The following is a 14,095-nucleotide window of genomic DNA, read 5'->3' on the forward strand; positions in this document are numbered from 1 at the left end:
TCGCGCGCCACCGGCCCGTTCGAGCGCGGACCGCCCGCGTCCGGCCCGGGCGGCCAGGTCCCGCCGGACGGACCTCCGTCGAGCCCGCGGCGGCTCGGTGTCAGCCGGTGCGGCGGGAACGGGTGCGGCGCAGGGCCAGCCCGCCGAGGACGGCGGCGGTCAGGCCGAGGACGATGGCGACGACGCCGCCGGCCAGGCCGTTGCCGGTGCCCACGCCGCCGTCGGCGGTCGCGACGACGACGGTGCCGAGGACCACCGCGAACGCGCCCAGGACGGGCGCGGCGAAGGTCCAGCGCAGCAGGTTGCCGGGGTCCTCGGCGCGCGAGGTGCGGTTCAGGGTCGCGGCGCCGATGGCGATGCCGAGCAGGGCGATCACGCCGGCCAGGATCGCCGTGCCACGGCCGGCGCTCATCATGGCCACGGTGGCCGCCGTTGGGTCGACGGAAGCGAGCATTGGAGGGCTCCTCTCGAGCGCATGTGGGAGGTACATGCGTCACCGTAGGAACCACGGCGGGCCGCGGTCGTCGTGCGCAGGGCGCGACCGGCTACGACCGGCGGCGTAGTCCGCGGCGGGCGGGCTACGGCGGGCGTTGCGCTCAGTGGGCGGCGACGGTCGGCGTGCCGGCGGCCAGCAGCGCGTCGATGGCCTCCGCAGGCTGTGGCTTCGCGAAGTGGTAGCCCTGGCCGTGGGGGTAGCCGAGCTCGCGCAGCCGCTGGGCCTGCGCCGGTGTCTCGATGCCCTCGGCGACGGCGTCGAGACGCAGCGCGCGGGCCATCTGGATGACGGCGGCGGCGACCGTACGACCGTCGGGGGCCGTACAGGTGCCGGTGAAGGCCCGGTCGAGCTTGATCTCGTCGACGGGGCAGGTCTGCAGGGTACTGAGGCTGGAGTGGCCGGTGCCGAAATCGTCGAGCGAGATGCGCACCCCGAGCGCGCGCAGGGCGTGCACGGACTGGACGCAGGAGGGGTGCAGGGTGGCGGTCTCCGTGATCTCGACGGTGAGCCGGTGCGGGGCGAGGCCGGACGCCGCCAGCAGCCGCGCCACCTCGGCGGCGAAGTCGGCCTCCTGCAGCTGGCGGGCCGAGACGTTGACGCTCATCCGTGGGGCGGCGTCGCCGTACAGCTGATGCCAGCGCACCGCCTGACGGCAGGTCTGCGCGAGAATCCACCGGCCGAGGGGCACGATGAGACCGGACGCCTCGGCCACGGGGATGAAGTCGCCCGGGGAGACCGTGCCGAGGTCCGGGTGCTCCCAGCGGACCAGCGCCTCGACCATGACCGGGACCACGGCCGGGGCCGCGCCCGGGTCAGTGCCCGGGTCCAATGCGGCGGCGGCCCCGGCGAGCGCCACGATCGGCTGGTACACGACGGAGAACCGCTCCTCGTCGATACCGGTGCGCAGGTCGCGTTCGAGCGTGGCGCGGGCCTGGACCTGGACGTCCAGCGGCGCGGCGTAGTCGACGTGGCGGATGCGGGGGCCGTCGCGGTCGGCCTTCGCCGCGTACATCGCGACGTCGGCGCGGCGCAGCAGCTCCTGGGGCGTGGCGGCGACGGTGCCGAGCGCCACGCCGATGCTGGCGGCCAGCCGCAGCCGGTGGCCGTCGACGTGGACGGGCTCCTCGAACGCGGCGGCGATGCGGGCGATGACCGCGAGGGCGGCCTCGTCGTCGGCGTGCTCCAGCAGCACCGCGAACTCGTCGCCGCCCAGCCTGGCGACGGTGTCGGCGCGCCGGACCGCGCCGCGGAGGCGGTTGGCGGCGGCGATCAGCAGCGCGTCGCCGACGGCGTGGCCCAGGGTGTCGTTGACGGTCTTGAACTCGTTGAGGTCGATGAGCAGCACGCGGAGCCGCTCGGGCGGGCCGGCGGCGAGCGCCTCGGAGACCCGTTCGCCGAAGAGGCTGCGGTTGGCGAGGTCGGTGAGCGCGTCGTGGCTGGCCTGGTGGCTCAGCCGCTGCTGGAAGTCCCGGGCGTCGGTGATGTCGCGGGAGTTGCAGACGATGCCGGCGACGCCGGGGTCGTGCAGGAGGTTCGCCATCGTGATCTCGGCCCAGCGCCAGCTGCCGTCGGCGTGCGCGAGCCGGGCCTGGAAGACGGCCGGGGCCCCTGGGTCGTCGATGACGCGTTGGTACGCCGTGAGCACGAGGTCCACGTCGTCGACGTAGAGCATGTCGGCGGCGGGCCGGCCCGGCCACTGCTCGGCCGGGAGCCCGAGCAGGCGGGTCGCGCCGGGGCTGACGTAGGTCAGGACGCCGTCGGCGTCGGTGACGGTGATGAGGTCGGAGGCGTTCTGCACGAGGGAGCGGAAGCGGCGCTCCCGGTCGCCGAGCTCGACCATGCCCGCGTCGAGCCGGGCGACGAGCCGGGTGTTGTCCTGGAACGTGAGCATCTGCCGGGCGATGACCAGCACGGCGAGGATCACCACGCCGACGGCGGCACCGAGCCGCTCGCCGGGGTCGTCGGAGGACATGACGAACAGCAGCAGCACGTTGCTGGCGGCGACGGCCACGTAAGGCATGACGCTGAACGGCCGGCGGCGCCCTCCCGTGACCGCCGGGTCCGGCGCGGTCCGGCCGCGGCGCTCCAGGCGGGCGGCGAACACGGCGAACAGGCAGCTCAGCGGCACCGCGAGCTGGCTCGGGCTGGGTGCGCCGGGCGGCAGCAGCGCCTCCGGCGCCGACGCGAGCGCCCCGACGACGATCGCGAGGCCGAACCACTGCAGCGCGGCCTTGTCGACGGTCGACGTGCCGGTCAGCGCCACCTTCACGATCGCGAACAGTGCCAGCATCGACACGACCAGCGTGACCAGCCCCGTGACGAACGCGGCCTGGTTGCCGCTGTCGCGCTCCAGCGACGGGCGCAGCCAGAACTGCCACAGGAACAGCCCGCCGGCGACGACGACCGTGCACGCGTCGAGCAGGAACGTGACCCGCCGCCGGCCGCGCTCCAGCCCGAGCGGCAGCCGTAGCAGCGCCCACCCTTCCAGCAGCACCGCGACCAGGTAGATCGCGCCGTCCACCGGGCCGATGCTGCCCCGCGGCTCGTTGATCGCCTGGATCCCGCGGACCACGGAGCCGACACCCACGAGGAGGGTGCCGGCGCCCATGTACCGCCAGAACCGGGCCGCGGCCGGGTTCACCCGCGGGCCGGTGCCGACGGTCCAGAGCGCGGCGCCGGCCAGCGCGGCGGAGCACAGGTTCGGCACCCAGCCGAGCACCGGGGAGCCGACCGGGCCCTGGACGTTGACCGCGAACCATACCCACGCGATCAGGACAATCCCGGTCTGAAGGGCGATATCGGCGCGAGAAGCCCCGAACACCGCGTCACGGAGCCGCGCCACCGGGCTCGGCTGTCCCGATCCCGTCATCTGCAGCCCGTCCTTCTACCCGCCCCGTCCCAGATGCTCATCGACCGCGACCCGCGGGACCTGAGCGACCACCGCCTGCCGAGGCACCGTACCCGCTCCGGCGCGTGTCCGCGACTATCCGGACGTCCCCGGGAACACCGGGCCGATCAGCATGCCGTTGACGCCGTCGGTCGAGCACACCTTCACCCGCCATGGCACGAACACGGACGCCGTCTCGTCGGGCACGTACACCCGGTACCCGGCCGCCTCGACAGGATGGCACGTGTCAGGGTATGCGCCTGATTGCCCGGTTCGTACCTGGGCGTGGGCGCCCTGCCCCGGAGCGAGGTCGACCCGCACCGCAGTGGTGCCTTCCCGCACCGCCGGCTCGTTGATCTGGGTGCCGGACGCCCCCGTCACGTACGACACGCCCGGGAACCCGTACAACGAGCACGTCCGGCCGGACGTGTTGGTGAAGACGAGCCACGTGTACACGCCGCCCATCGCGCCGCCGCCGGGCGCGCCAATGGCGGTCACCCGCAGCTCGTCCGTCCGGCACCGCCCGGTCACCTGCTGCGTCGTCGCGCTGCCGGCGGGTGCGGAAGCACCGGTGCTGCCTGCCGCCGTCGGCCTGTCTGTCGGCGCTGTCGTCGGCGCCTCCGTCGGCCCTTTCGTCGGCCCTGCGGTCGGCGTCGACGCGGGCAGGTCCGGCGGCGGGGTCGCGTTCATGAACTGGTGCACGGCGCCCACGGCTACCGCGACGGCGAGGGTCGCGGCGGCCACCCCGGCGACCGCCCGGCCGGCCCGCCGGCGCCGCGCGGACCGGGCGATGCTCGGATACGCGCCCGGAGGCGGAGCGAGGAGCTCGACCTGCTGCTCGTCCAACCAGGTCTCGAAACGGTCAGTCATCATTGTCACCCAACTCCACTCGAATGCGCGCCCGCGCCTGAAACAGATCCGACTTGACCGTCCCTTCCGCCCGGCCGACGATCGCCGACACCTCCCGGATCGAGAACCCGGCGAGGTAGTGCAGCAGCACCGCGGTGCGCTGGTGCTCGGGCAGCGGCTCGAGCAGCCCCCGCAGGTCGCTGGCCCGGTCGGGCCGGCCGTCCGGGCCGTGGTCCTGCTCGGCCGCCACGAGGCTCAGCGCGCGCCGCTCCTTGCGGGTCCGCCGCCAGTGGTCCTTCAGCAGATTGACCGCCGTCTTGTACAGGTAGGCATGCGGCTCCTGCGCCGCAGACCACCGTGACATCAGGCGGGTGAACGCCTCGGCCGCGACGTCGTGCGCCGTGTCGTCGTCGCCGACCTGCCTGCGCACCCATCCCGCGAGCCGCGGATACTCGGCCGCGAAGAACTCCTGCCGGGCGTCCGTCTCGGCCACCGCCGGGCCCGCCTCCCACATCGTCATTGACATCTGTCTCCCCACCATCCGGTCATGCACCCTAAGACGCCGCGATCGCCGTCCGGTTGGAGCGGACCGAGGCGGGAACCCGACAGCGGTGGTCCGGCCGGCACCGCAAACGCCTTTGACCGTGGTGCCGCGGGTGCGGGACCCTCACGGGCGTGCAACGAGTCCTGATCGCCCGCGACCTCATCGCCATGCCCGCACCGGCGCCGCGGACCGCCCCGGCGGCGGCGCTCGCGACCGTGACCGCGAACATCGCCCACTACGGCTTCGCGCTGTCCGCCCGCGCGTACACCATGCTGAGCGCGTCAGGCGAGGACGAGCTGCGGCAGTGGTGGGCCGGCGTCGAGCCGGTGCTCGCCGCGCTGACCGGTGACGACAAGCGCATGGCGGACTTCGTCGTCTACAAGAACTTCCCGGCCGAGGTCCTCGCCATGGACGAGGCGGAGTACTGGCTGCGGCAGATCCTCATGTACTGGGGGCTACCCAACGAGCTGGTGACGCAGGAGGAGGCGACCCGGGCGCCGCTGCGGGACCTGCCCGCGCCGCGGGTGCTGCACCCGGCCGACGACGCCACGCTGCCACGGATCCTCGCCGGGCTGCACGCGCTGCCGGCGCGCTGGACCGACGACCAGTGGCGCGACGTCACCGACCTCACCGAGGGGCCGGTCGACCTCGCCGGGGTGTCCTTCGTGGAGAATCGGGTCCGGCTCGCCGTGCGGCTGCTGGAGACCGGCGTCGAGGCGCGCGTCTCGACCGCGACCGACGTGCTGCGCCTCGCGGCCGCGCTCTCCGGCGGCGACCCCGGCCTGCGCGCCGCCCAGCGGCTGCGCCGCTTCACGCGGGCGGAGCGGCGGCACCTGCTCGGCATGCTGGAGAGCGCCCCACACCTGCTCGACGACGTCGCCCGGCGCCGGGAGCCCTTCAAGCGCCTGCTCTTCGCGCTGCACCCCGGCGACTACCGGGCCGCGTTCCCGCGGGTCGTGGCGGCGTACGACGCGCTGTACACCGGCCGCCCGGTGCGCGGGTTCGCCTCCGACGTGGAGCGGCTGCTCGCCGCCCGCGACCCGGCCGTGGCGGGCCTGCTCGCCACCCGGCCGGGCGAGTACGCGCGCCGGCTGCGGCAGCTCCTCGTCACGTTCGGCGAGGCGCCCGGCGTCGGGACCGTCGTCCGGGACCTCACGACCCTGCGGCTGCTCCAGCTGCGGCGGCACCTGGAGACCGTCGACGCGCGGCAGTGGCGCATGTTCCCGCCGCGCGGCAACTGGTCGCGGGCGCAGGTCGTCGCGGCCGGCGGGGACCGGCTGCCGGCCGGCCCGCGCGACGCCGTGCTGGCCGCGATCGACGCCGAGCTGACCCGCCGCCTCGCCGGCACCGGGCCCGTGGCGCTGGACCCGGCGACGGAGAAGGTGAAGCTGCCGACGAACGACGCCGAGCTCGCACCGTACGGGCGCGGCACCGTCTTCGGCATCCCCGACGAGGTGCGGTTCGTGCGCAGCGCGTCCTACTGGGCGACGGGTCCCACGGTGGGCAACATCTGGTACGACAACAGCTGGAACTTCTTCGACGACGCCTGGCAGCCGGTCGGCGCCTGCTGCTGGGACCACAACCGGTTCGGCGACGCGGCGGTGTTCTCCGGCGACCCGACGAACTCCAAGGACCTCGACGGCCGCGCCTGCCAGCTCATCGACCTCTACCTCGACGAGCTCGCCGCCGCCGGCGTCCGCTACGCGGTGTGGAGCCTGCTGTGCTTCTCCCGCCGCTCGTTCGACGCCGCCAGCGACGTGCACGCCGCGCTGCAGTGGGGTTCGCAGCCGCAGGAGGGCAGGCTGTTCGAGCCGGGCCGCGTCCAGCTGTCGTTCCCGGTCCGCGGCGCCGGGCTGACGAAGTTCGTCGCCCACCTCGACCTGTCCCGCCGCGAGCTGGTGTACCTCGACGCGAACCTGCCCTCCCGCGTCCAGTCGGCGTCGCTCAACGGGGCGCTGCTGGCCGGGACGCTGCCGCCGTACGTCGAGTACCTGGCGAGCCTGCCGAGCGTGCACGACCTGTTCCGGCACGCCCCGGCCGCCGGGGACGGCATGCCGGTCCGCTACGACGACACGGACGCCGCCCTCACCGGCGGCCCCGCCTACGTCTTCCGACCGTCCAACCAGGACAGTCAATTCGATCCCGTGGATCTGGGGCAGGTGCTAGCATCCAAGGGCGAGGCCATGGTGGTCCTTCCTTCTCCTTAAGAATCGCCACGGCGATTTTTGCCAACCAGGGTCACCGCTTTCCTCGCCTAAACCAATTGCGCGCCGCCACGGCGCGTTCCTACGCTCCTGCGGATGGGACGCACCGTCGTCGTCGGCGACATCCACGGCTGTTTCACCGAGCTGCTCGAGCTCTGCGACGCCGTCGCGCTGCGCCCCGACGACCTGCTCGTCAGCGTCGGGGACCTGGTCGACCGCGGCCCGTCACCCGCCGAGGTCGTCGGCTTCTTCCGCTCCCGGCCCAACTCCGTCGTCGTCATGGGCAACCACGAGCGCAAGCACGTCCGCGGCGTCCTCTCCTACGCGCAGGAGATCACCCGCCTGCAGCTCGGCGCCGGCTACGCCGACGCGGTCGCGTGGATGCGGACCCTGCCGTACTTCTTCGAGAACGAGCACGTCCGGGTCGTGCACGCGGCGCTGGTCCCGGGCGTGCCGCTGGACGAGCAGCGGGAAGAGATCCTGTGCGGCTCGACCAGCGGCGAGAAGGCCCTCGCCGGGATCGTCCCGACCGGCCACTGGCACGAGCACTACACCGACCCGGAGCCGGTCGCCTTCGGCCACCACGTCACCGGCCGCGAGCCGCTGCTGCGCGACGGCCGCGTCTTCGGCCTGGACACCGGCGCCTGCCACGGCTGGAACCTGACCGCCCTGGTCCTGCCGGGCCGCACCGTCCACGCGGTCCCCGCCCACGCCGACCACTGGTCGGTCACCCGCCGCGAGTGGCAGCTCCCCGTCCTGCGCACCCGCCCCTGGCGCGACTACACCTGGCCCGACCTGACCGCCGCCCTGTCCCGCACTTTGTCCCCCGCTCAGGACCCGTGGCTGGACGAGGTCGCGGCGTGGGCCGAGCTGCTGCGCTCGTCGCTGCCGGCCCTCGTCGCCGCCGCCCAGGCGCTCGCCCGTGAGCTCCCCGACGCGGCCCTGCGGGCGCACCCGGCCGCCCCGGTGCTCTTCCAGGCCCGCACCGGCCGCCTCGACGAGGCCGCACTGACCCGGCGCTGCGTCACGCCGCGCCGGACCCTCGAACTGGCCACCGCCCTCGGCGTGCCCCTGCCCGACCTGCCCGGGGCTCAGTCCTCGACGCCGTAGCCGGTGAAGGCGTAGACCCCGGGAGCGTGGCGGTCGACCTCTGCCGCGACGCGGGTGGTCTCCGCGGTCCAGGCGTCGTCCTGGTCCTGCTGGATCTCCTCCGGCATCTGGCCGTACGCGTAGCCGGAGTACAGCAGCACACCGAGGGCGAGCGGCTCGTACTCGTCGTAGTCGTAGACGCGGGGGTCGGCGGGCGCGCCCTGCTCGTCCTTCAGGCGGACGGTGGCGGCGGCGGCGCGGACCAGGTGCAGGATCGTCTCCTGTTCCTCCGGCGGGACCGCCGCGCCGTCGTTCCTGGACACGAACAGCGCTGGGCCATAGGCGGACATGCGGGGCAGCCTACCGTTCTGCTCATGCCCGCACGCCGAAGGACGATCTCTCCGGGGTGGTGATCCTGCATCGAGCCTATGCGCTGGCCGTCGTCGTGACGGTGACGGCGCTGCTGGCGTTCGACGGGCCCGCCGAGGCGTTCGTCATGCTGCTCAGCGGGCTGGCCCCGGCCGCCGCGATCGGCTGGCACCTGCGCCGCCGCCGGCCGGGCGGCCCGCTGCCCTGGCACCTGGCGCTCGTCGGGCTGGGGCTGCTGACCGGCACCAACCTGCTCGGGCTCGGCGCCGACCTCGGCGTCGAGGTGCCGGGCGGCGGGCTCGTCGCGCCGGTCCTGATGGCCGCCGGGTTCCTCGGGCTGCTGTCGGCCAGCGCGGTCGTCGTGACCCGGCACACGCCCGGCGACGGCGGCGGGGTCATCGACGCGGCGCTGATCGGCGTCGGCGCCGCGGGCCCGCTGTGGGAGTTCGTGCTGCGGCCGCGGCTGGCCGCCGGGCACGCGCCCGCGGCGGTGCAGCTGCTGGCGCTGGCCAACCTCCTGGCGCTGCTGGCCACGCTCGGCTCGATGCGGCGCATCGCCCGGACGATGGGCACGGGGTCGCTGCGCTACCTCTATGTGTCGATCGCGCTGGGACTCGCCGGGGTCGTCGCGTCGGTACTGGCCGCGGACCTGCCCCACCCGGTGGCCACGCAGGTCGTGCCGGCGTTGTGGGCGGTGGCGTACCTGAGCTTCGGCGCCGCGGCGCTGCACCCGGCGGCGGTCACGCTCACCGAGCCGGTCGGGCGGCAGCCGGAGCGCCCCACGCTGCGCCTGGCGCACCTCGGCGCGGTCCTCTCGATCAACCCGGTCGTCGGCGCGCTGCCCGTCCTGTGGGGCGGCAAGGCCGACGCGCCGCTGCTCAGCGTCGGGACGCTCGTCGTCATCGGGCTCGTCCTCGCCCGGATCGGCCAGCTGCTGCGCCAGCGCGCCGAGGCCGAGTCGGCGCTGGCGCACCGCGCCAGCCACGACGAGCTCACCGGCCTGCTCAACCGGCACGGCGTCCTGGCCAGGCTGGAGGAGTCCTTCGGCGCCGGCGTCGGGGTGCTGTACTGCGACCTCGACCGCTTCAAGCCGATCAACGACACGCTCGGCCACCTCGCCGGCGACGAGGTCCTGCGGCAGGTCGCGGCCCGGCTGCGCGCCGCGGTGCGCCCCGGCGACCTGGTCGGCCGGATCGGCGGCGACGAGTTCCTGATCGTCTGCCACGGCGTCGACGCCACGCGGGCCGACGCGCTGCGGCGCCGGCTGACCGCCGCCGTCGGCGCGCCGATGACGGTCGCCGGCCACCAGGTCGACGTCGGCGTGACGATCGGCACCGCCCTCACCGGGTCGGGCCCCGCCCTCGACAAGTCGGGCCCGACCCCCGACAGGCGGGGCGCCGCGTCCGGCAGGGCGGCCACCGCCCCCGTCCAGGCAGGCACCGCGACCGGCAAGGCAGGCGGTGCACTCGACACGGCAGGCACCGCGACCGGCAAGGCAGGCGGCGCACTCGACACGGCAGGCAGTGCGTCCGACGAGGCAGGCACCGCGCTTGCCGGGCCGGGCACGGCGGAGCAGCTCGTCGCCGAGGCGGACCGGAAGATGTACGACCGCAAGCGCCGCCCGGTCACCGTCTGAGCGGGCGTCAGGCGACTTCCGGCTCGACGAAGTCGCCGAGCTCGACGCCTTCCTCGCGCAGCACGTCGGCGAGCTTGTCCACGCTCGGCACCGCCCGCGACACGCCCGGGCCGATCACCCTGTACCACGCGACGGAGCCCACCCCGCCGACCTCGACGCGCCACCGCCCGTCGGGTGTCTGCATCACGGCCGCGCTCACCACCCGACGCTACGACAGCCCCGTCACCAGCGGGAAGCAATGATCGATAAGTACACCCATGTAGTTCGGCGCCCCCTGCGGTGGCGGGTGCTGTGGCAAGATCCGGCGGTGCGCCTGTCCTTGCTCGTGTCCATGTTCGCGGTGACCGGGGTGCTGGCGGTGTCGGCGGCGGCGCTGTCGGCGACGCAGGTGTCGCTGCGGTGCACGGCGGCGGCGCTGGTCGTGCTGGCGGTGCTCGCCGTCCGGTGGAGCCGGTCGCGGTGGGCGCCGGCGGCAGGTTGCCTGCTGTTCGCGGTCGCCGCGTTGGTACGGGACGCCGCGGTCGACGACACGGGACAGGACGCCGGCTGGTTCGGGTACGGGCCGTCGCAGACGGTCGCGCTGCAGGCCATGCTGGACGCCGCGGGCCGGGCGTACCGGTCGGAGTCCATCGCGACACTGGTCCAGCTGGGCGCGGTGGTCCTGCTGGTGGCCGCCGTGCTCGGGCTGCCCCGCGCCCACCGGCGGGTGCGGGTCGTGGCCACCACGGTCGCGGCCGTCGTGGTGGGCGTGGGCGTCCTGGCCGGCCTCTGGTTCGACGTCGACCTGGACGAGATGGCCGGGGTGGCCCGCTGCGCGTGGCCCGGGCCGCTCGCCGTCGCGGCCGCTCTCGGACTGCTGCTCCTGGCCGGCCGGCGCGAGGACCGCCGGTGGCTGGTGGCGGCGGGGGCGGGGCTCGTCGCGGTGCAGGCGGCCGTGACGCAGTCCGACCTGACCGGCGCGTGGCTCACCGTGGCCGCGCTCACCGACGCCCTGTGCGGGGACGCCTACACGGCGATCGCCTGGGGCACCGCGGTGGACGAGGGCGTTGAGTACGGGCCGGCGCTGACCGCCGCGCTCACGATCGCCGGCCCGGCGCTGATCGTGCTCGGCACCCCACGCGCCGGCACCCGCACCGCGGGCGGCGACGACACACCACCACCACCGGCCACGGGCGGCGACGACGCACCACCGCCGCCGACCACGGGCGGCGACGAGGGGCAGCCGCCCGCGCCGGACGGGAAGGACTGAGCGGCGGCACACGCCGGGCCTGCCCGCGAGGGTGCTTCAGTTCGCGTTCCGGCGGCCGATAGAACGATGTGTCCCGACTGCGTGCGGTGGCAGACGTCTGCGTCCGCATGTTGGACGCACCGCCCGACGACGGCCACCTTCTGGAGCGTCTGGTCTCCGCCGTCGGCGCGGAGCTGCCGGACTGCTGCGTCGTGGGAGCGCTCACCACGGGCGCCGCGCCGGTGGTCCGGACCGCCGGTGAGGCCGGGCCCGCCCTGGCCGGAGCGCTGCTCGACGCGGTCGCCGGGCCACCCCGTACAGACGCGGAAAACGCCATCAGTGTGGCGCACATTCTCGCCCGGGGAACGGTCATCGGCGCGCTCGGCGTGCTGGGGAGCGACGGCGACGCCGTCCAGGCCGCGGACATGGCGTTCGTCGAGGCGGCCGCGACCGTCGCCGGCGGGGTGATCGAGCACAGCCACGCGTTCGCCGCGACGCTGGAGCTGCTCGAGGACGCCCGCCGCCAGGGCGACCTGCTGGACGCGATCTCCGACGCCATCGTCTCCTGCGACGCCGACGGCGTGATCGTCAGCTGGAACTCCGGGGCCGAGCGCCTGTACGGGTACTCCTCCGGCGACGCGGTCGGCTGCGACCTGCTCGCGCTGCTCGCCACCGCGTGCGTCACCGACGACACCGAGGTCCCCGCGGCGCAGATGCTGCAGGACGTGGCCGCGTCCGGGCGGTGGGAGGGCGAGCTGCGCGAGCGGCGCTCCGACGCGGCGCCGCTCACCGTGCTGTCGTCAGTGTCGGCGCTGCACGCGTCCGACGACGGCACGCCCGCCGGGTACGTCTTCGTCAACCGGGACGTCACCGAGCAGCGGCGGCAGGAGCACGAGGCGGCGCACGACGTCCTCACCGGCCTGCCCAACCGGCGCCGGCTCGTCGGGCGGATCCGCGACGCCACCGAACGGGTCCGCCGCGGCGGCGGGCCGATCGCCGTGTTGTTCCTCGACCTCAACGGCTTCAAACCCGTCAACGACAAGTACGGCCACGCCGTCGGCGACGAACTGCTCATCCGCATCGCGGGCCGGCTCGCCGGCACCGTCCGCAGCACCGACTTCGTGGCCCGCCTCGGCGGCGACGAGTTCGTGGTGGTGCTGGAGCAGTTCGGGCCGGTCGACCGGGTCACGCCCGTGCTCCAGCGCATCCTGGCCGCGGTCGAGGAGCCGCTGGTGCTGTCCCTGGCGACGATCACGGTCGCCACCAGCATCGGCGTGGCGGTCGCCGACGACCCGGAGGCCGCCGTCGACCCCGAGGAGCTGGTGCGCGCCGCGGACGAGGCGATGTACCGGGCGAAGCGCCGGCCGCGCCGGGTCGCGTTCGCCGACCCGGGGCTGGACCACTGCTGGCTGGCGCTCCCCTCGAATCCGGACGTCGCCTGACCCGGACCGCCCCACGGATCCCCACCATCGTTGACGCAACCTCCAAGTTGCGATACGTTGCTGCAACCGGACGGTTGCGACAAGGGAGCGGGCAATGCATCCGTGGCAGTACGTGGTGCTGGCCGGGCTCGGCGCATTCCATGGGCTGAACCCGGGCATGGGGTGGCTCTTCGCCCTCGCCGGCGGGGTGCGGGAGCGGCGGCGCGCGGCGATCGCGGCGACGCTCGGGCCGATCGCGCTCGGCCACGCCGCGTCGGTGTTCGTGATCGCGACGCTGGTCGCGGCGCTCATGTCGGTGACCGGCGCGCGGCTCGTCGCGACCGCGGGCGGGGTCGCGCTGACCGCGTTCGGCGTCTGGCGGCTGCTGTCCCCGAGCCACCACCGGACCGGCCCGCGCCCGGCCGACCTGCTCACGTGGTCGTTCCTGATGTCATCCGCGCACGGCGCCGGGCTCGTCCTGCTGCCGTTGCTCGCCGCGGTGCCGGCGGCCGCCCACCACGGCCACGCCGTCGGCGCCGCCGGCCGTACCTCGGCGATGACCGGCATCCTCGCCACGACGGTCCACACGGCGGCGATGGTCGCGGCGGCGGGCCTGGTCGCGCTGGTGGCCTACGAGGTGCTGCGGTTGCGCCCGGTGCGGGTCAGGGCGAGGTTCGACGCCGACCGGGTGTGGGCGTTCGCCCTGGCGGGCTCCGGCGTGGCGACGCTCGCGCTCACGCTCTGGGGCGGCTGACCGGCCGCTTCACGGAGGCGTGCCGGCCGCCGCGGCAGCTCCGGGCAGGCGGCGCGGGCCGCTTTCCGGGGTGCCTGACCGGCCGCCGAGGCAGCTCCGGGCGGGCGGTGCGGGCCGCGTCCCGGGGTGCATGACCGGCCGCCGCGGCAGGGCCGGGCGGGCGGCCGTGGAGCCGGATGCGTCGAGCGGGTGCGGCGGTCCAGGTACGGTAGATCGCCACGCCGCGACCGCAGGAGCCGACCATGCCGACGACCTCGAGCCATGCCGTCTGAACCCGAGGAAACGGCGGTCGCCGTCTTCACAGCCCTCGCCGACCCCAACCGCCGGGCGATCCTCGCCTCGCTCGCCGAGCACGGCCCGAGCACGGCCACCGACCTGTCCGGCCGCCTGTCGATCACCCGCCAGGGCGTCGCCAAGCACCTCGCCCTCCTCGCCGACGCCGGCCTGGTCACCAGCGACGCCGGCACCGGCCGCCGGGTCCTGTTCCGCCACCGCTCCGAGCCGATCAAGCTCGCCCAGGGCTACCTGGCCGCCCTCGCTGCCGACTGGGACGACCGTCTCGGCCGCCTCTCGTCCTTCCTGGCCGACCCGCCCGGCTGACAGGCTGCGGCGCGAAAC

Annotated in this window: 13 protein-coding genes; 7 read left to right on the forward strand and 6 right to left on the reverse strand. The window is 74.8% G+C overall.

From position 1 onward, the window contains the following. Positions 1-100 precede the first annotated feature (100 nt). The 4 genes from ABZ321_RS36810 to ABZ321_RS36825 all read right to left on the reverse strand — a co-directional run bounded on the left by ABZ321_RS36810 (position 101) and on the right by ABZ321_RS36825 (position 4,752). Complete coding sequence (locus tag ABZ321_RS36810) at positions 101-454, reverse strand: DUF6223 family protein (protein ID WP_354900118.1); 354 nt, start codon at positions 452-454, stop codon at positions 101-103. A 142-nt stretch (positions 455-596) separates the two neighbouring features. After that, positions 597-3,365: an EAL domain-containing protein gene (locus tag ABZ321_RS36815; RefSeq protein ID WP_354900120.1), complete on the reverse strand. Its 2,769-nt coding sequence runs from the start codon at positions 3,363-3,365 to the stop codon at positions 597-599. Between the two features lie 114 nt (positions 3,366-3,479). Continuing rightward, positions 3,480-4,253, reverse strand: coding sequence for a DUF4232 domain-containing protein (locus ABZ321_RS36820; protein ID WP_354900122.1), 774 nt, complete (start codon positions 4,251-4,253; stop codon positions 3,480-3,482). Continuing rightward, complete coding sequence (locus ABZ321_RS36825; protein WP_344512688.1) at positions 4,246-4,752, reverse strand: RNA polymerase sigma factor; 507 nt, start codon at positions 4,750-4,752, stop codon at positions 4,246-4,248. Before ABZ321_RS36825 ends, ABZ321_RS36820 begins: the two co-directional genes overlap by 8 nt. A 155-nt stretch (positions 4,753-4,907) precedes the next feature. Here ABZ321_RS36825 and ABZ321_RS36830 point away from each other — a divergent pair, with 155 nt between their 5' ends. Then, a complete protein-coding gene (locus tag ABZ321_RS36830) occupies positions 4,908-6,983 on the forward strand; it encodes a hypothetical protein (RefSeq protein WP_354900124.1) in 2,076 nt (691 codons plus the stop codon). 93 nt (positions 6,984-7,076) lie between these two features. After that, positions 7,077-8,090, forward strand: coding sequence for a metallophosphoesterase family protein (locus ABZ321_RS36835; RefSeq protein WP_354900126.1), 1,014 nt, complete (start codon positions 7,077-7,079; stop codon positions 8,088-8,090). Here ABZ321_RS36835 and ABZ321_RS36840 read toward each other — a convergent pair. Then, positions 8,072-8,419: a hypothetical protein gene (locus ABZ321_RS36840; RefSeq protein ID WP_344512683.1), complete on the reverse strand. Its 348-nt coding sequence runs from the start codon at positions 8,417-8,419 to the stop codon at positions 8,072-8,074. The two genes, ABZ321_RS36835 and ABZ321_RS36840, sit on opposite strands and share 19 nt — an antisense overlap. Positions 8,420-8,478: 59 nt before the next feature. Between ABZ321_RS36840 and ABZ321_RS36845 the strand changes: the two genes are divergently transcribed. After that, positions 8,479-10,074 (forward strand): GGDEF domain-containing protein, encoded by a 1,596-nt coding sequence (locus tag ABZ321_RS36845; protein WP_354900128.1) that lies wholly within the window; start codon positions 8,479-8,481, stop codon positions 10,072-10,074. Positions 10,075-10,081: 7 nt separating this feature from the next. On the opposite strand, the gene ABZ321_RS36850 is transcribed toward ABZ321_RS36845, so the two are convergent. After that, positions 10,082-10,273, reverse strand: coding sequence for a hypothetical protein (locus ABZ321_RS36850; RefSeq protein WP_344512679.1), 192 nt, complete (start codon positions 10,271-10,273; stop codon positions 10,082-10,084). A 108-nt stretch (positions 10,274-10,381) separates the two neighbouring features. Here ABZ321_RS36850 and ABZ321_RS36855 point away from each other — a divergent pair, with 108 nt between their 5' ends. From ABZ321_RS36855 to ABZ321_RS36870, 4 genes are all read left to right on the forward strand, one after another. Beyond that, positions 10,382-11,323: a hypothetical protein gene (locus tag ABZ321_RS36855; protein WP_354900130.1), complete on the forward strand. Its 942-nt coding sequence runs from the start codon at positions 10,382-10,384 to the stop codon at positions 11,321-11,323. Positions 11,324-11,430: 107 nt separating this feature from the next. After that, a complete protein-coding gene (locus tag ABZ321_RS36860) occupies positions 11,431-12,744 on the forward strand; it encodes a sensor domain-containing diguanylate cyclase (RefSeq protein ID WP_354900132.1) in 1,314 nt (437 codons plus the stop codon). A gap of 94 nt (positions 12,745-12,838) precedes the next feature. Continuing rightward, positions 12,839-13,477 carry a hypothetical protein gene (locus ABZ321_RS36865; RefSeq protein WP_354900134.1) on the forward strand — a complete coding sequence of 213 codons (639 nt, stop codon included), beginning with the start codon at positions 12,839-12,841 and terminating at the stop codon, positions 13,475-13,477. 261 nt (positions 13,478-13,738) lie between these two features. Beyond that, positions 13,739-14,077 (forward strand): metalloregulator ArsR/SmtB family transcription factor, encoded by a 339-nt coding sequence (locus ABZ321_RS36870; protein ID WP_344512672.1) that lies wholly within the window; start codon positions 13,739-13,741, stop codon positions 14,075-14,077. Positions 14,078-14,095: the final 18 nt, after the last annotated feature.

The organism is Dactylosporangium sp. NPDC006015, assembly GCF_040614215.1.
Taxonomy (GTDB): Bacteria; Actinomycetota; Actinomycetes; order Mycobacteriales; family Micromonosporaceae; genus Dactylosporangium; species Dactylosporangium maewongense.